Source organism: Mesorhizobium sp. M0244 (assembly GCF_040321795.1).
Classification (GTDB): domain Bacteria; phylum Pseudomonadota; class Alphaproteobacteria; order Rhizobiales; family Rhizobiaceae; genus Mesorhizobium.
Map to the genome: position 1 here is coordinate 46,761 of NZ_JAMYSE010000012.1, position 16,612 is coordinate 63,372.

13 protein-coding genes and 1 pseudogene are annotated in these 16,612 nt (G+C 62.7%); 7 read left to right on the forward strand and 7 right to left on the reverse strand.

Going from position 1 to position 16,612, the window contains the following annotated elements; translation table 11 throughout:
• Positions 1-183 precede the first annotated feature (183 nt).
• Positions 184-1,236 (reverse strand): annotated as a pseudogene (locus tag NKJ08_RS11475) (polysaccharide pyruvyl transferase family protein); the annotation flags it as partial.
• A 304-nt stretch (positions 1,237-1,540) separates the two neighbouring features.
• On the opposite strand from NKJ08_RS11475, the gene NKJ08_RS11480 reads away from it, so the two are divergent.
• The 6 genes from NKJ08_RS11480 to NKJ08_RS11505 all read left to right on the forward strand — a co-directional run bounded on the left by NKJ08_RS11480 (position 1,541) and on the right by NKJ08_RS11505 (position 9,150).
• Positions 1,541-2,713, forward strand: a complete 1,173-nt coding sequence (locus NKJ08_RS11480) for a glycosyltransferase family protein (protein ID WP_352522576.1) — start codon at positions 1,541-1,543, stop codon at positions 2,711-2,713.
• Positions 2,714-2,724: 11 nt separating this feature from the next.
• Entirely contained in the window at positions 2,725-3,720 is a 996-nt protein-coding gene (locus NKJ08_RS11485; RefSeq protein WP_352776294.1) for a glycosyltransferase family 2 protein, read from the forward strand.
• Positions 3,720-4,670, forward strand: coding sequence for a glycosyltransferase family 2 protein (locus tag NKJ08_RS11490; protein ID WP_352522578.1), 951 nt, complete (start codon positions 3,720-3,722; stop codon positions 4,668-4,670). The genes NKJ08_RS11485 and NKJ08_RS11490 overlap by 1 nt, the downstream gene beginning before the upstream one ends.
• Positions 4,660-5,610, forward strand: coding sequence for a glycosyltransferase family 2 protein (locus NKJ08_RS11495; protein ID WP_352522579.1), 951 nt, complete (start codon positions 4,660-4,662; stop codon positions 5,608-5,610). The genes NKJ08_RS11490 and NKJ08_RS11495 overlap by 11 nt, the downstream gene beginning before the upstream one ends.
• A gap of 75 nt (positions 5,611-5,685) precedes the next feature.
• On the forward strand, positions 5,686-6,582 hold the full coding sequence (locus tag NKJ08_RS11500) for a UTP--glucose-1-phosphate uridylyltransferase (RefSeq protein ID WP_352522580.1): 897 nt from the start codon (positions 5,686-5,688) through the stop codon (positions 6,580-6,582).
• Between the two features lie 147 nt (positions 6,583-6,729).
• Positions 6,730-9,150 carry a polysaccharide biosynthesis tyrosine autokinase gene (locus tag NKJ08_RS11505; protein WP_352781791.1) on the forward strand — a complete coding sequence of 807 codons (2,421 nt, stop codon included), beginning with the start codon at positions 6,730-6,732 and terminating at the stop codon, positions 9,148-9,150.
• Between the two features lie 16 nt (positions 9,151-9,166).
• On the opposite strand, the gene NKJ08_RS11510 is transcribed toward NKJ08_RS11505, so the two are convergent.
• Both NKJ08_RS11510 and NKJ08_RS11515 read right to left on the reverse strand, forming a co-directional pair.
• Positions 9,167-9,931 carry a metallophosphoesterase family protein gene (locus NKJ08_RS11510; RefSeq protein ID WP_352522582.1) on the reverse strand — a complete coding sequence of 255 codons (765 nt, stop codon included), beginning with the start codon at positions 9,929-9,931 and terminating at the stop codon, positions 9,167-9,169.
• A gap of 181 nt (positions 9,932-10,112) precedes the next feature.
• Positions 10,113-12,020 carry a propionyl-CoA synthetase gene (locus NKJ08_RS11515; RefSeq protein ID WP_352781792.1) on the reverse strand — a complete coding sequence of 636 codons (1,908 nt, stop codon included), beginning with the start codon at positions 12,018-12,020 and terminating at the stop codon, positions 10,113-10,115.
• A 172-nt stretch (positions 12,021-12,192) separates the two neighbouring features.
• Here NKJ08_RS11515 and NKJ08_RS11520 point away from each other — a divergent pair, with 172 nt between their 5' ends.
• Positions 12,193-12,990, forward strand: a complete 798-nt coding sequence (locus NKJ08_RS11520; RefSeq protein ID WP_352522584.1) for a DUF2259 domain-containing protein — start codon at positions 12,193-12,195, stop codon at positions 12,988-12,990.
• 284 nt (positions 12,991-13,274) lie between these two features.
• On the opposite strand, the gene dhaK is transcribed toward NKJ08_RS11520, so the two are convergent.
• From dhaK to NKJ08_RS11540, 4 genes are read right to left on the reverse strand one after another with little or no spacing between them, the layout of a single operon-like run.
• A complete protein-coding gene (gene dhaK / locus NKJ08_RS11525) occupies positions 13,275-14,261 on the reverse strand; it encodes a dihydroxyacetone kinase subunit DhaK (RefSeq protein WP_352522585.1) in 987 nt (328 codons plus the stop codon).
• Positions 14,262-14,287: 26 nt separating this feature from the next.
• Positions 14,288-14,710 carry a hypothetical protein gene (locus tag NKJ08_RS11530; protein ID WP_352522586.1) on the reverse strand — a complete coding sequence of 141 codons (423 nt, stop codon included), beginning with the start codon at positions 14,708-14,710 and terminating at the stop codon, positions 14,288-14,290.
• Between the two features lie 8 nt (positions 14,711-14,718).
• On the reverse strand, positions 14,719-16,320 hold the full coding sequence (gene ptsP / locus NKJ08_RS11535) for a phosphoenolpyruvate--protein phosphotransferase (protein ID WP_352522587.1): 1,602 nt from the start codon (positions 16,318-16,320) through the stop codon (positions 14,719-14,721).
• Positions 16,304-16,606: an HPr family phosphocarrier protein gene (locus NKJ08_RS11540; protein WP_352522588.1), complete on the reverse strand. Its 303-nt coding sequence runs from the start codon at positions 16,604-16,606 to the stop codon at positions 16,304-16,306. Before NKJ08_RS11540 ends, ptsP begins: the two co-directional genes overlap by 17 nt.
• Positions 16,607-16,612: the final 6 nt, after the last annotated feature.

A 16,612-nucleotide genomic window follows, 5' to 3' on the forward strand; every position in this document is an offset into this window, starting at 1 on the left:
CGCCGACGCATGCTCCTCAAGCACTGCCTGAAGGCTCGTCCTGCGATAGAGGTCGAGATTCGCGGTAAGTCTGCCGAGCTTCTCGCTCGCTTCCTCAGGCGTCACCGTGTCGATATCGAGCAGCAGGTCGGCGACGCCGATCCGCTTGGCGAGTTCCTTGGTCTTGAATTCATAGGCGATCGGCAACACCGGCGTGCCGACGCAGAGCGACATGATCATCATGTGCATGCGCGTTGCGACGACGAAGTCGAAGCCTTTCACCAGCGCCATCAGTTGCTCCGGCGTGTGGAACGAAGCGTCCACGCTGACGTGCTTGGCGATCTCCGGATCGAGCTCGGCAACGATCGCTCGCGCCGTCTTGGAATCGTCGTGGGCGTATTCCGGCACTCCCTGGCAGGTGGAGACGAAGGTGACCTCCTTGGCGTGGTCCCTGACGAGGATAGTCGCGATCTCGCGGATTGAGTCGATATAGCGGCGCATACCGCCCTCGCCGTCGCTGACATAGTTCCAGTGACGGACGGAAATGGCGACGCGGCCGGTGACCGCCGCCGACTGGCCGGAGGCCAGAAAATTTCCGATCCTGTCGGTATCGGCCAGGGCAAAGACGGCGTCGGCCACGACGTGGCATTTGCCGGGGTCTTTCACCATGTCCACAATGTGACCTCTCGAACGCTCGTCGCGCAGCAGGATGAGCGGGCTCCGGTCGAAGATCGGGCTCAACTCCTGGCGATTGTAACTTTTGTTGAACGGGCCAAGCGATTGCGTGAAGAAGACCGGGTCCTTGCCCAGAATCGCGTCGATCCGGAATTGATTGAGCCGCCGCTCCAGATTGTAGGTCTCGACGAGATAGGTTCCGCCTGTCGTGACCACGAGGTCGGCGTCTTTGTAGATCTCGAGACCACGGCGATTGCTTGAGCTGAAAAAACTCCGGAGAACGCCGCCGGTGCCGAACCGGCGCAGGGCATTGAGTACGAGCCGATTGTAGATCGGCTTGAACAGGTTCTTCAGCCCGCTGCCGTATTTGTAGCGGAACAGCGATTCCGACAGCAGCTTGTGGAATTCGAGATCAGGATACTCTTTCTTCGTGTAGAGCCTTGCCGCCACCTCCGGCTGGCTGTCGAAGACGTAGAACTGGATATCGTCTTGCACGATCGTCTTGAAAACATGGCGGATCGCCAGGAGAATCGCTGCATCCCCGGTATTCAGGCAGACAGTGTTTTCAACCGCGATCTTCATGGAATGACCTCATTTCGTGAGTAGGTCCCGTGATTCCATCGACGGGTGCCAAAGGGGGCGGATTGCGGGCGGATTGGCCGAAAATGCTGCACGCCAAGGATGGTCCTCGCGTCATGATTATTGACGCGCAGCCCATTGGTAGGCAACGCGCGGTCCATGCGGCCCAAGCAGAGCGAGATTAACCTATCGATTTTGCAGCGCAACAAAAAATGTGGATCTTTGCTACGCTGCAACCAAAAATGTTGCGATGCAGCAAGAGCTGTACTAGCATTGTCACGGGCGGGCCAACAGCGGTCGAGTTTTCATGCTGCATGTCTTGTACTTGGTACACGACGTCTCCGACCCGGCAGTGCGCCGGCGGATCATAATGCTCAAGGCAGGCGGCGCCCAGGTTACGCTGGCGGGCTTTCGTCGAACCGCGAGCCCGGTCGCTGAGGTGGAGGGCTTGCGGCCGATCGATCTCGGCCCGACGCGTGATGGCCGGTTCGGCCAGCGCCTGGCGGCGGTCGTGAAGGCAGCAGTCTCGACTGGCTCGAAGCTGGGCTCGATGCAACGGCCGGACCTCATTATCGCGCGCAACCTGGAAATGCTGGCGCTTGCCCGGCGCGCCACGTCGGCTTTCCAGGCTACGGTGCCGATCGTCTACGAGTGCCTCGACATCCATCGCCTGCTGCTTCGCGATGACCCGCTGGGCTGGGCGATGCGCGGTGCGGAACGCTTCCTGGCCAGAGATGTGAAGCTTCTGGTGACCAGCTCGCCGGCTTTCATCGCCAACTATTTCAAGCCGTTCGGGCAGATTGCCGCGCCGGTCGAGCTGCTCGAAAACAAGTATTTCGAGCCAGCCGCGGCTTCGCTGGATGACCGCATGACGGCGGAGAATCCCGTTGCGCCGCCTTGGCGGATCGGCTGGTTCGGGGCGCTCCGCTGCCGCCGATCCCTGGAGCTTCTGGCCGCATTTTCGCGCCGTCTCGACGGCCGCTTCGAAATCGTCCTCAGGGGCCGGCCGGCCCTGTCCGAATTTCCCGATTTCCACGGTTTCGTCGAGTCCGAACCCTGGCTCTCGTTTGGCGGGCCCTACCGCAATCCCGAGGATATGGCGGCGATCTACCGCCAGGTTCACTTTTCCTGGGCCATCGACTTTTTTGAGCAAGGCCTGAACTCCGAATGGCTGCTGCCCAACCGGCTATATGAGGGCTGCCGCTTCGGAGCCGTTCCGATTTCGATGGACAACACCGAAACCGGCCGGTTCCTCGACCGGCAAGGCATCGGCGTTCTTTTGGCCGAAGCCACGCCCGAGGCGCTCGAAGCTGCCGTCGGCACGATGCAGCAGCATCGGTTCGAAACATTGAGGGCGCGCGTTCTCGCCCGCAATCCGCGCACCTGGAACCACGATCGCGCCGATTGCCGGGCGTTCGTCGAAAAGCTCCGCGGCCTGGCCGCGGCACCCGGTCCATATGCTGCCGAAGCATTGGCATAGAAGGACTGCCGATGACGCAAACCGAGACCCTTCCATCCTGTATGATCATCGTTCCGTGCCTGAACGAAGCGGCCCATATCGGCGCGTTGCTTCAGCAGCTTCGGCCTGCGGCCGAGAGACTGGGCGCCGCGATCATCGTTGCCGATGGCGGCAGCACGGACGGCACCAGGACGATCGTCGCAGACATCGCCGCAAAAGATCAGCAGGTGATCCTGCTTCACAATGAAAAGCGCTTGCAGAGCGCGGCGATCAATCTCGCCGTCGCCAGATTCGGGGATGGCGTCGACTATCTCATTCGCATCGATGCGCATGGCGGCTATCCCACGGACTATTGCGACCGGCTGGTCGAAGAAGCGCAGGCCACCGGCGCGGATTCGGTCGTCGTCTCGATGCTGACCAGCGGCAGCGGCATGGTGCAGAAAGCGGCGGCAGCGGCGCAGAACTCCAGGCTCGGCACCGGCGGCTCCAAGCACCGGCACCTTTCGGCGGGGGAATGGGTCGATCATGGCCATCATGCACTGATGCGGATATCGGCCTTCACGGCGGTCGGCGGCTATGACGAGACGTTCAGCCACAATGAGGATGCCGAACTCGACTATCGGCTCCGCCAGGCCGGCTACCGCATTCGGCTGACCGGCAAGACGCAAATGGTCTACTATCCGCGCTCCTCGCTGAAGGGCCTCTATTTCCAATATCTTGGCTATGGCCGTGGTCGGGCAAAGAACGTTCTCAAGCACCGCATGATCCCGAAGATCCGGCAGATGGTGCCGCTTCTAGTGTTTCCCGTGGTTCTTCTCGCCGCCTTCTCCTTCGTCCACTGGCTGGCGGCCGTGCCGCTTCTGCTGTGGGCGTCGGTCTGCCTCTTCTACGGCCTCTGGACCGCCGTCAGCCAGCGAAAACCCGACATTGCGCTTGCCGGGATCTCGGCGATGGTCATGCATTTCGGCTGGTCGGTCGGTTTCTGGCTGCAACTGCTCGCACCGCGACCGCAGCGCGGGGTAGCGTGATGGACCCGGTCAAGAAAAATCGAAACATCGATATCTGCGTCTGCACATTTCGCCGGCCGGAGCTTGCCGACACGCTTCGCTCCATAGCGGCCATGGATATGCCTGCGGGATTCGACGTCGGTATCATCATTGCCGACAACGACGATACGCCGACGGCCGAACCGCTGGTGACGACCCTGGCTGGGGAGTTGAAACTGCCAGTCACCTACCGACACGCCCCGGCCCGCAACATCTCGATCGCCCGCAACGCTTGCCTCGATGCCAGCGCATCGGATTTGGTTGCTTTCATCGACGACGACGAGACGGCCACCGCCGGCTGGCTTGCCGAACTGGTGGCGACGGCGGAAGCAACTGGTGCTGCGGTCGTGCTCGGGCCGGTGCGGGCCCGTTACCGGCCGGATGCGCCCGACTGGATGCGCAGAGGCGATTTCCACTCGACCTTGCCGGTCTGGGTGAGCGGCGAGATCCGCACCGGCTACACCTGCAACGTCCTGCTCGGGATGGGCGCCGACAGCCTGCGCGGCCGGCGCTTCAGCCTGGCACGTGGCCAGACCGGCGGCGAAGACACCGAATTCTTCGACCATATGGTCAAGGCCGGCGGCCGCATCGCCTTTTCGCCCGAGGCTTGGGTCGACGAAGTGGTGCCGCCTGCCAGGGCGGCATTCGACTGGCTCGGCCGCCGCCGGTTCCGCGTCGGGCAGACGCACGGTCATCTCCTGGGGCGCAACGCACGCGGCCTTGCCCGGCTCAAGCAGGTCGGCCTTGCCGCGGCAAAGGCCGCCTACAGTTTCTTGTCGGCAATTCCGGTCGCCATCGATCCCGTGCGCCGGAACCGCAGCGTGCTTCGCGGCATTATGCATGTCGGCGTCGTCAGCGGCCTCGTCGGAGTTCGTGAAATCCGCCAATACGGCCTGTCTTCGCCGCAGCAAGGGGGCAAGCGTGCAGCCTGATGTGAGCTTCGTCATTGCCGCCTACAATGCCGAGGCGACAATCGATCGCGCGATCGCCAGCGCCGTCGCCCAGCGCAATGTCAGCGTCGAGGTTATCGTCGTCGACGACAGGTCGGGCGACCGGACGCTCGATCTGGCGAGATCCTATCCCGAAGACCTCGTACGCGTTGTCGCCCTTGCGCAAAACCGCGGCCCTGGCGGCGCCAGGAATGCCGGCCTTGAGCTTGCCCGCGGCAGGTGGGTCGCGGTCCTCGATTCCGACGACGCGGTCTATCCTGGGCGAATCTGCACGATGATTGAACGCGCTGAGAAAGCAGGCGCCGAGATCGCGGTCGATAATCTGCAGGTCGTTCGCGAGGACGGCGTTGCCGAAGAGACGATGTTCCCGGCCGACTATCTGGAAGGGCTCGGTGAAATCTCGCTGGCGGATTACATCGCCGGCAACGTAGTCTTCGAATCGAGATTCAATCTCGGCTATCTCAAGCCGATCTTCCAGCGCCGATTCCTGAACGAAAACGGGCTGCGTTACGATGAAAGCCTGATCATCGGCGAAGACTATATCCTGCTGGCCAATGCTCTGGCCGAAGGCGGCAAATGCGTGGTCGAGCCGACGACAGGCTATGTCTACCACATCCGCTCCGGTTCCATTTCCCGGGTGCTCGAGCTTCATCATGTCGAGGCGATGCGCAGGGCCGACGCCATCTTCGCCAGAACCCATTCCATGGATGCTGCGGCCGCGGCGGCGTTTGCCAGGCGCGCTCGCAGCCTGCGCCGGGCGGCATCATTCCTGTCGCTGGTCCAGCACATCAAGGCGCGGTCCCCGCTCAAGGCGATATGGACGGCGCTCAGCGATCCGGCGGCGGTTCGGCATATGAGCATGCCGATCGCCGTCCGGCTACGAAGGGTAGCGGCACAGTTTGCCGTAGTGGCGGGGAGGTGAAGGGCTGCAGGCGAATGAAGACAGTTTTCGCCGCCTGCGACAGGTTGAAATCGATCTCCTCAGAAGGAACATGCAATGAAAAAAGTCAGGAAGGCAGTCATACCGGTGGCGGGGCTTGGAACGCGGTTCCTGCCGGCGACCAAATCCATGCCGAAGGAAATGCTGCCGGTGGTCGACAGGCCTGTCGTGCAATATGCGGTGGATGAGGCGTTCGAGGCAGGCATCGAGCACATCGTCTTCGTCACCGGCCGTAACAAGGCGGTGATCGAGGACTATTTCGACCTACACCCTGAACTGATCGGAACCCTGGAGCAGAGCGGCAAGAAGGCGCAGCTCGAATCACTCGAGAGCCTGCTTCCTGTCGCCGGCGCAACGAGTTTCATCCGCCAGCAGTCGCCGCAAGGCCTCGGCCATGCCGTGTGGTGTGCGCGCGAAGTCATCGGCGACGAGCCCTTCGCATTACTTTTGCCGGACATGGTGTCCTTTGGAGCGCGCGGCTGTCTCGCCGAAGTCGCCGATCTTTATGCACAGACTGGCGCAAACGTCATCGCCGTCGAGCGTTGCGATCCGACCGAGACCAGCAAATACGGCATTGTCGGGCGCGGCGCGGATGTCGGCACGGGCTTCGAGGTGACGGCCATGGTCGAAAAGCCGGCTCCGGCCAACGCGCCGTCGAACTTCTACATCAACGGCCGCTACATCCTGCAGCCCGAGATATTCTCGCTGCTGGGCAGCCAGCAACGCGGCGCCGGCAACGAGATCCAGCTGACCGACGCAATGGTGCGCCTCGCACAGACGCAGGCCTTCTTCGCCCAGCCTTTCAACGGCCGCATGTTCGACTGCGGTTCGAAGGAGGGCTTCATCCACGCCAATGTCGCTTTCGCGCTGGCGCGGGAGGACATGAAGGGCCCGATCTTCGAGATGCTGCAGGAATTCGTCCGGTCGCATGAGCGTCGGGAAGAAGCCGCATAATGTCCATTTTTTCGAGGCATTGGGTGCGGCCGATGTGGCAGGACAGGCCGTTGGGCCACGCGCATCGCGCACTGTCCGGCGCAAGGTTTGCACCCTTTGTCCCGATCTTCGAGGCGGTAGCGCCTGCAAACTAGAATTGGACCGAAGATGAACTATGCCAATTTTCCTGTCGACAAGAGGACGCCATTGCCGACTTCGAGTGCGGCAAACGCCGAAGACTTCATCGACATCGAGCGCCTGCTTGGCATGGCCGCACGGCAGGCGAAAGTGGTTGCCGCCTGCGCCGTCATCGGTCTCTTTCTCGGCGTGCTCTATTTGCAGACCACGCCTCCTACCTACGTGGCGACGAGCAGCGTGCTGATCGACGAAGGGTTGAACAAGGTCGTCGACGACATTTCGGCGGCGTCGGTCAGCATGCAGACCGACTCCGCCGTTCTGAGCCAGATCGAAATTCTACAGTCGGCCAGGCTGGCGGGGGTGGTCGTCGACAAGCTGAAGCTCGATCAGAACGACGCTTTCATGAACCCTCCGACATCGGCCCTGTCGAAGGCCGCAAATTTTGTGCGTGGTATCATCCAGTCTGTCCGCCCCAAGCGCGCCGCGACCACAACCGATGTCAGTCAGCTTGATGCTGCGACGCGTGACGCGATCACCGCATCGTCGTCGCCCCGCGACTACGCAATCTTCAAACTGCAAAACCAACTCGATGCCGAGCGGATCGGCCGAAGCTTTGTCATCAGCATCTCCTTTCAGGCGACGGATCCGGCTCTTGCGACCGCCATCACCAAGGCCTACGCCGACGCCTATCTCGCCGATCAGCTCGATGCCAGCTTCGATGCGACCGAGCGGGCGGCGGTCTGGCTGCAAGGCCGGCTGACCGAGCTTCGTGAGAGCTCGCAGGCGGCCGCACTGGCGGTCGAAAAGTTCAGGGCCGAACATGGATTGGCCGTCAATGACGGCCAGCTGATCAGCGACAAGCAATTGTCCGATCTCAACACTCAGCTGATCGTCGCGCAGGCCGATACCGCACGTGCCGGCGCCCGCTATCAGCAGTACAAGTCGATCGTCGAAAGCGGCTCGGACAACGCGTTCAAGGACGCCGCGATATCGAACGACCAGCCGAGCAGTTCCGTCATCACGACGCTGAAAAACCGCTATCTCACTGTCGCCAAGCGGCAGCAGGACGTCGAAGCCAATTTCGGCCCGCAACATCCGCAGGCCGTCGCGCTTGCCAAAGAGAAGGCCGACATATCGGCGCAGATTTTCGGCGAGCTGAAGCAACTGACCGAAAGCTACCGCAACGAATACGAGGTCGCTCTGGCGCGCGAGACCGCGCTCCGCGCAAATGTCGCCTTGGCGGCAGGCAAGAGCTCCATCGACAACCAGTCGCAGGTCAAGCTGCGTGAACTGGACCAGAAGGCGACGGCGCTCTCGACGCTCTATCAGACATTCCTGAACCGCTATGAGGAGGCCGCACAGCAGCAATCCTTCCCGGTCGGCAAGATCCGGGTCATCTCCGACGCGACGATGCCACAGTCGGCCGCGACACCGCGGACGGCCATCGTGCTGGGGCTTTCGCTGGCGCTTGGCATAATGATGGGGGCCGGGGTTGGGGGCCTGAATGAATTCAGGGAACGGTTCTTCAGGACCGGCGAGGATGTGCGCGATCGCGTCGGCCTCAAATTCCTCGGCTACCTGCCGGTCATCGGCAAGGCTGGCAAGGACGACCAGCGCGACGGCGGTCAGCCCGACGTCAAGGTCGCCGAATCCAAGATCGCCAAGTCGTCCAAATCCCAGTCCTCCAAAACATTGTCGGCAGCCGAAAAACGTGCGCGCATGCGGGTCACCGTCGATGCACCGGCATCGATGTTCTCCGAGACGCTGCGCAACGCCAAGATCGCCTTCGACGTGGTGATGGAAGGCCAGGGCAGCCGGGTCATTGGCGTGGTCTCGGTGCTTCCCGGCGAAGGGAAGTCGACGGTGGCGGCCAATCTTGCCGGGCTGCTGGCCGCCAACGGATCGAAAACGCTGCTGATCGACGGCGACCTGCGCAACCCCGGCCTCAGCCGCAGCCTTGGCATGGAGGCCGAGCAGGGCCTGATGGAAGCGGTGGTGAGCGGGCGGACCTGGCAGTCGGTCGGCAAGATCGACCGGCAGACCAAGCTGGCGATCATCCCGGCCGTCCTGCGTGGCCATTTTTCGCATACCAGCGAGCTTCTGTCTTCGGCCGGCATGCGGCGCTTCATCGACAACGCCAAGGAAACCTTCGAATACATCATCGTCGATCTGCCGCCGCTCGGGCCCGTCGTCGACGCCAAAGCCTTCGCTCCGCTTGTCGACGGCTTCGTGCTGGTCACCGAGTGGGGACGCACGCCGCGTGCAATGGTGCAGTCGGTGCTGAGCTCGGAGCCCTATATCGCCAAGAAGATCATTGGTGCGGTCCTGAACAAGGTTGAACTGAAGAAACTGGCCAAGTATGGCTCGATCGGCGGCTCCGAAAAATTCTTCGACAGATATTCGAGCTATTACCTGGAAAAATCGGCAGCGCGCACAAAGGCGGCTGCCTGAGCGACGATATCGCGCTCTAGGAAAATATCAGTCTGGCGCGTTTGTCGGCGATCCTGACGGCGGTCAGCCGGCCGCTTTGGAAGGCGCCGGTGTCTATGCCAAGCCGGCGTCCCTCGAGCTTCGGAACCTCGACCGGCGTATGCCCGTGCACCACATAGCGGTCGAGAAGATGCGCGGCTTCGAAGAAGTCCGAACGGATATTCAGCAGGTCGTCCTCGTCTTGCGCGGCGAGGTCGATGCCGGGCCTGATGCCGGCATGAACGAACACGAATTTCGCCGAACAGACCATGACCGGCAGCGCGCGCATGAAGCTGATGTGGTCGGCTGGAATGATTTCCCGAATGCGCTTGTCGACCTCCTCGCTTGAACCGTAGAGATCGGCCATGCGCGACGGGTCGACGCCGTAGGAAAACAGCGTTTGCAGGCCGCCTATCGCCAGCCACGACTCTCTCGAAAGGATCCCGTCGAGGTAGTTCAGCATCACGACTTCGTGGTTACCGGCAAGGCAGATGCGCTGGAAGCCTTGGAGTGGCGGCGCCAGCAGATGATCGAGCACACGCGCCGACTGAGGCCCACGATCGACGTAGTCGCCGAGCATGATGATCAGCTTGCGCCCTTCGAAAGACGCAGAATCGAGCCGGATCTTCTGCTCCAGGGAGCGAAGCTCCTTATAGCAGCCATGCACGTCGCCGATCGCATAGACGACTGTGTCCCGGATATCGATCTCGAGCCGCTGGCGCGCCGCGGTCCGGGGCTTTCTCGATGGCTGGAACAGGGTCACGAATGGCGTCTCGTATGGCTATGAATGCGCCTCGATCTCGAAACAACATGGCGACGCAGCGCGTGGATACCACGTCTGGCACCGGTCGTTCCATACCGGAGCTTCGGATGCCGACGGGATGCAGCGCGACGCGACCGGAAACGTCCGGCCGCGGATGATTTGCGCCGTCGGGTTTGAGTCCTTACAGGCCGATACCGCGGCCCTTCAGTGCGGCGGTGATCTCGTCGAGGATGGCCGGATCGTCGATCGTTGCCGGCATGGTCCATTCCTCCTTGTCGGCGATCTTCTGCATGGTGCCGCGCAGGATCTTGCCGGAGCGTGTCTTCGGCAGGCGATTGATCGTCACCACCGTCTTGAAGGCGGCGACCGGACCGATCCGTTCGCGCACCAAGGCGACCACCTCGTTTTCGATCATGCCGGCGTCGCGGTCGACGCCGGCATTCAGCACGACGAAGCCGAGCGGAACCTGGCCTTTCATAGCATCGGCAATGCCGACGACGGCGCATTCGGCGACGTCGGGATGCGCGGCCAGAACCTCCTCCATGGCGCCGGTCGATAGCCGGTGGCCGGCGACATTGATGATGTCGTCGGTGCGAGCCATGACATAGAGATAGCCGTCCTCGTCCATCATGCCGGCATCCGCGGTCTTGTAGAAGCCGGGGAATTCCTCGAGATAGGCTTGGCGAAACCGCTCGTCGGCGTTCCACAGCGTCGGCAGGCAGCCGGGGGGCAACGGCAATCTGACCACGACATTGCCGAGCGCGCCGCGCTTCACCTCATGGCCTTCATCGTCGAGCACGCGGATGTCGTAGCCGGGCATCGGCACGCCGGGCGAGCCGTATTTGACCGGCAGCAGGCCCAGTCCGGCGGGGTTGATGGTCATCGGCGAGCCGGTCTCGGTCTGCCACCAATGATCGACTACCGGCACGTTCAGCTTCTGCTCCGCCCATTTGATGGTTTCCGGATCGGCGCGCTCGCCGGCAAGGAACAAAGTGCGGAACCTCGACAGGTCGTATTTCGGGAGGAATTCGCCCCTTGGGTCTTGTCCCTTGATGGCGCGGAAGGCGGTTGGCGCGGTGAACAGCGCTACGACAGCGTGCTCGGCGATCACCCGCCAATAGGTGCCGGCATCGGGCGTGCCGACCGGCTTGCCCTCGAACAGGATGGTCGTGCAGCCATGCAGCAGCGGGCCGTAGACGATGTAGGAATGGCCGACCACCCAGCCGACATCGGAAGCCGCCCAGAACACTTCGCCCGGCTTGACGCCGAACTCGTTTTCCATCGACCATTTCAGCGCGACCATATGGCCGCCATTGTCGCGCACGATGCCCTTCGGCTGGCCGGTCGTGCCCGACGTGTAGATGATGTAAAGCGGATCGGTGGCAAGCACCGGAACACAGTCGACATTGGCGCCGGCGGCCCGCTCGCGCGCCACGGCGTCGGCATAGTCGATATCGTGATTTTCCCTGAGCTCGCAGCGCAGCTGGTCGCGTTGCAGGATGAGGCAGGTTTCGGGCTTGTGCCGCGACATCTCGATCGCCTTGTCGAGCAGCGGCTTATAGGCAACGACGCGCCCTGGCTCCAGGCCGCAGGACGCGGAGATGATCAGCTTCGGCTTGGCATCGTCGATGCGGGTGGCGAGCTCATGCGACGCAAAGCCGCCGAAGACCACCGAATGCACGGCGCCGATGCGAGCGCAGGCGAGCATCGCGAAGGCTGCTTCCGGCACCATCGGCATGTAGATGATGACGCGATCGCCCTTTTGAATGCCGCGATTCTTGAGCACCGAGGTAAGCGCAACCACCTCGCGCTTCAACTCGGCATAGGTGAATTTCCTGATGGTCCCGGAAATCGCGCTGTCATGTATCAACGCCATCTGGTCGGCACGGCCGCCCGCCACATGGCGGTCGACGGCATTGAAGCAGGTGTTGCATGAGGCACCATTGAACCACCGGCCATAGACGCCGGCATTGGCATCGAAAACGGTCTCAAAGGGCGAGAACCAGTCGATTGCGCTCGCTGTATCGGCCCAGAATTTTTCCGGGTCGCGTTTCCAGCCGTCATAGACCTCGTGGTAGCGTGACGCCATCCAGCTTCCTCCCCAGAAATGTTTGCTGCCGTTGAAATAGCGTATGCTGCTTTCTGTAACCATGTATTTGTGCTTTTCGTTTGCCGTCGTTCTAGTTTGACGGCAAGTGCAGGGGTCCTCGTGGTCTACGGGCTGATATCGGCCGAATTTTCGACATTGGGGGCAGGGCGCGATGAAACTGCGATACGAGCTTGGATTTGCTGTCGTTGCGACGCTGGCCCTGATGATTGCTTCAGCTGCTCAGGCCGGCGATGCGGCGGCACGGCGCATCATCGGCTTTTCGCCCGACGGCAACTATTTCGCCTTCGAGCAATACGGCACGCTCGACGCCGGTGCTTCGGATTCGGGCTGGTCGGAGATCGAAATCATCGACACCCGCACCGATGAGTTCGTCGGCGGCAAGCCGATCCTCATCGTCGACGAGATGGAGGATGCGACGCTGACGCTTGCGCAGGCGAGGGCACAGGCCGCCGAGCAGGCGGCGCCCTTGCTGGCCAAATATGCCATAGCGCCGCGCGGCGAGCGGACTGCCTTCGACAAGTTCACCTTTCCAGACGACATGGTCGACTACAACGACATTGCGCGTCTCGAGCAGGTCTCGCAGAAATGGCTTTCGCCGACCCATGACGAGCTTGGCATCTCGACCTTCCAGCTCGACCAGATCCTTGCCGACAGCACGGCGGATTGTTCAGCGAGTTTCGACGGGGCGCAGCAAGGCGAGACGACCGGCAAGGCGCTCGGTTTCCGCCTGACGCTGCAGGATCAGGACGGTAAGCCGATCAAGGTGCTGCACGAGGACAAGGCCGTACCCGGTCCGAGGAATTGCCCGACGTCCTACAGCCTGTCGGAATCCTACGCCTTCACCCCTGACGGCAAACCAGGCGTGCTTGTCGTGCTCGTGCAGCGCTTCAGCCAGGGATTTGAAGGGCGTGACCGCCGTTTCATCGCCGTGACCGGGCGGACGCGTTGAAAACGGCGCGCTGAACAGTCCTGTACCCGAGTTGCCCGCCTAAAGCGGCAGCGCAGCGAGCATAAGTCCGACACCGCCGGCGATCAGCAAGGCGGCTGCAAACATCTTCCCATGACGCTCGAACCCCGTCGGCGCCCGATCCCAATTGTAACGCATGCGCAACTCCCCAAACCCCGCCGATTCCTTATCTTACCTTGGGTGAGGAGGGCAACTGTCTGACGATGCGCGGCGTTGCCGATGTCGATCTTGTCACCGACTATTTCTGAGATATCCCCGCCATGGCGCTACATACCCCAACGCAGCGCGGCCGTATGCACTGGTGCATCCCACAATGCAGCGGCCTCATCGTCGAGCATGCTCAGCGTGATCGAACAGCCGGCCATGTCGAGTGAAGTGACATAGGAGCCGACCAGCGAACGGGCCACCGTCACGCCGTGCTTCTCGAAGATTTTGCGGGCGCTGTTGTACATCAGATAGAGCTCCATCAGCGGCGTGCCGCCGAAGCCGTTGACGAAGAGCAGTGCCTGACCCCTGGCGCTGTCGCCCAGATCGCCGAGGATCGCGGTGCAGATCTCCTCGGCGATGGCGTCAGCGCTCTTCAACGTGTCGCGCCGCCTTCCCGGTTCGCCATGGATGCCGACGCCGAACTCCATCTCGCCGTCGCCGATGTCGAAGGTCGGCTTGCCCGCCGCCGGCACGGTGCAGCTGGTCAGCGCCACGCCCATCGAGCGCGTCGCGCCGTTGACGCGCTCGCCGAGCGCCTTCAACGGCTCCAGTGCCATGCCTTGCTCGGCCGCGGCGCCGACAATCTTTTCCACCACCAGCGTGCCGGCGACGCCGCGCCGGCCGGTGGTGTAGGACGAGTTTTCGACCGCGACATCGTCATTGGTCACGATTTGCATGACGCCCTCCGAGATTTCAGCGGCCATGTCGAAATTCATCACGTCGCCCTCGTAGTTCTTGACGATGAACAGGCAGCCGGCGCCCGTGTTGACGACTTCAGCCGCCGCCATCATCTGGTCCGGCGTCGGCGAGGTGAACACCTGGCCGGGGCAGGCGGCATCCAGCATGCCATGTCCGACGAACCCGCCATGCAGCGGCTCGTGACCCGAGCCGCCGCCGGAGATCAGCGCCACCTTGCCCGACTTGAGCAGCTTGCGGCGGACGAATTTGTGTTCGTCGCCAAGCGCCAGGATATCGGCATGCGCGGCAACGAAGCCGTCGAGGCTCTCGGTCAGCACCGTATCGACCGAATTCAGAAATTTCTTCATGGCTGTCCTCCCGAAATAGCCCAGCGTCAGCTGCCCCTGCCGGCAATGCTGGTGATCTTCTGGATGAAATCATTGACCGCCCGGTCGAGCGCCGCGTTCTGCTTGTCGTCGCCGAAATCGGGAACGATTAGCGAGACATGCCGTGTCTTGCGCATGCCTGACGCCACCGACATCCTTCCCGGATGCGCCAGATGGTAGGCGGCAAGAAAATGATCGCGTTCGGCCGGGCTGAAATGGCAGACAGAGAAGATAGCCGGCAAATGCTTCGACGGGATCGGCGTCGAATAGGCCGGGCTGGAAATCTGCGTGACGAAACTGCGATGCTTGCCCAGCGCGTCGGCGAGGCGCTGGCGCATGCCGGACGGGCGCTGGTCGATCACCTGCGACAGGATTGTCTTGTAGGCGCGGATCGCCTCTTCGGGGCCGGATTGAGACGCCTTGTCTGCCATGCCGGCGCCTAGATCGACATGTCCGCGATGGCCGCCTTGGCCATGGCGAGTTGGGCGGGAGCGACGGAGAGATCACGCAGGCCGGCTTCGAGCAGCGCCGGGATCGAGGCTGGGTCGCCGCCGGCATCGCCACACAGGCTGACCGGGATCTTGTGCTCGCGGCCGAAGCCGGCAACCGAGGCGATCAGCCGGAGAACGGCACGGTGCCTGACGGAATTCAGATGCGCGACCGACGCATTGTCACGAGCGGCGGCCATCACATATTGGGTCAAATCGTTCGATCCGATCGAGAAGAAAGCGGCCCTGGCGAATGCCTCCGGCGCAATAGCCACCGAAGGCACCTCGACCATGATACCAAGCGGCGGCATCCTTTGCTCGATACCGCGTGCGGAAAGGCCGGCCTGCTCTTCCGCGAACAGCGTCGCGGCGCGCTCATACTCTTCCGGGACGGCGATCATCGGGAACATCACCTTCAGATTGCCGTGCACGGCGGCGCGTAGCAAGGCGCGGATCTGCACGCGAAAGACCTCCGGACGCGCCAGCGACAGCCTGATCCCTCGCAGGCCGAGGAAGGGATTGGTTTCCTCGACGGTGAGGCCCGGCACAGGCTTGTCGCCGCCCGCATCGACTGTGCGGATGGTCACGGGTCTGTCGCCTGCCCATTCCAGCACCTTGCGGTAGGCGCGATATTGCGTCTCCTCGTCCGGCAGCGTCTTGCCGAACAGGAATTCGGTCCGCATCAGCCCGACACCGTCGCAAGTCGCGACATCAATGCTGTCGACATCGGATGGATCGGCGATGTTGACCTGCACCCGGACCGCTACGCCGGTCTTCGTTGCTGCCGGCCGCGTCAGATAGGCTGCCGCTTTGTCGCGATGCGCCGCGAACGACGACGATGATCGCCGGAATGCATCGATCTCCGCTTTCGACGGCGCCAACACAATGCCGCCATGCTCAGCGTCGAGCAGCGCGATTTCGGCAAGGTGAGCCGGCGAAGCACCGAACCCGGCCGGCCCAAGACCCACTACCATGGGTACGCCGCGCGATCGCGCCAGCATGGCGACATGGCTTGCGACACTTCCGGCTTTAAGCGCTATGCCGCCGCCGGCACTCCAGTCGGTTTCGAGGAAGCGCGTCGGTGCGATATCCTCGCCGTAGAAGATTGCACCCGCCGGGGCGGCAATGTCGCCGCCCCCGGTCAGCGCGCGCAGCACCTGGTCGCGTATATCGCGCATGTCGGCGGCGCGAGCCCGGAAATAGTCCTCATCGGATGTTTCGTAGCCGGCTATCTCGGCGTCGAGTGCTTGCCGCCAGGCCCTATCAGCGGCTGTGCTCTCGGCAATGTGCGAAAAGGCCGGACCGGTCAGCGCGTCGTCCTCCAGCATGGCGAGCTGGAATTCGAGGATCTCGGACGCCTCGCCGTCACTGGTTTCGATCAATGCGGCGAGCCGGCCTGCGGCAATGCCGATGGCGGTCTCAAGCGCCGCCTTCTCGTCCGCGGCACTCGCCTTGCGGACATAACGCACAGCAGCCTGATCCAGGTCGAACAGCGGCCCCTCGGCATAGCCGGCCGATGCCGAAATGCCCTGCAGCCTAAGCGGTTCGGGCATGGTCCTTGCCTTCGTCGAAATCGCGCCGCACCAGCTCGACCAGCGCGCCGACCGCCTCGCCGGCGCCGTCGCCCTTGGCCCTGATATGCAGGACAGTACCTTTCGGCGCCTTCGCTGCCATCACCTTGACGATGCTCTTGGCGTCGAACCACGGCCCGTTGGCGGCGACCGCCACTTCGACCTCGGCCGAAAACGTCTTGGCAAGCTTGGTGAATTTCACCGAGGGGCGCGCATGCAGTCCAACCTCATGGGTGATCAGGACGCTGGCTTCGGCTGCTGCGGACATGCTGTC

Coding starts and splice junctions, on each gene's coding strand:
- NKJ08_RS11540 (WP_352522588.1), bottom strand. CDS start 16,606: ATGTCCGCAGCAGCCGAAGCCAGCGTCCTGATCACCCATGAGGTTGGA.
- NKJ08_RS11500 (WP_352522580.1), top strand. CDS start 5,686: ATGAAAAAAGTCAGGAAGGCAGTCATACCGGTGGCGGGGCTTGGAACG.
- NKJ08_RS11480 (WP_352522576.1), top strand. CDS start 1,541: ATGCTGCATGTCTTGTACTTGGTACACGACGTCTCCGACCCGGCAGTG.
- NKJ08_RS11530 (WP_352522586.1), bottom strand. CDS start 14,710: ATGGCAGACAAGGCGTCTCAATCCGGCCCCGAAGAGGCGATCCGCGCC.
- NKJ08_RS11485 (WP_352776294.1), top strand. CDS start 2,725: ATGACGCAAACCGAGACCCTTCCATCCTGTATGATCATCGTTCCGTGC.
- dhaK (WP_352522585.1), bottom strand. CDS start 14,261: ATGAAGAAATTTCTGAATTCGGTCGATACGGTGCTGACCGAGAGCCTC.
- ptsP (WP_352522587.1), bottom strand. CDS start 16,320: ATGCCCGAACCGCTTAGGCTGCAGGGCATTTCGGCATCGGCCGGCTAT.
- NKJ08_RS11490 (WP_352522578.1), top strand. CDS start 3,720: ATGGACCCGGTCAAGAAAAATCGAAACATCGATATCTGCGTCTGCACA.
- NKJ08_RS11515 (WP_352781792.1), bottom strand. CDS start 12,020: ATGGCGTCACGCTACCACGAGGTCTATGACGGCTGGAAACGCGACCCG.
- NKJ08_RS11505 (WP_352781791.1), top strand. CDS start 6,730: ATGAACTATGCCAATTTTCCTGTCGACAAGAGGACGCCATTGCCGACT.
- NKJ08_RS11520 (WP_352522584.1), top strand. CDS start 12,193: ATGAAACTGCGATACGAGCTTGGATTTGCTGTCGTTGCGACGCTGGCC.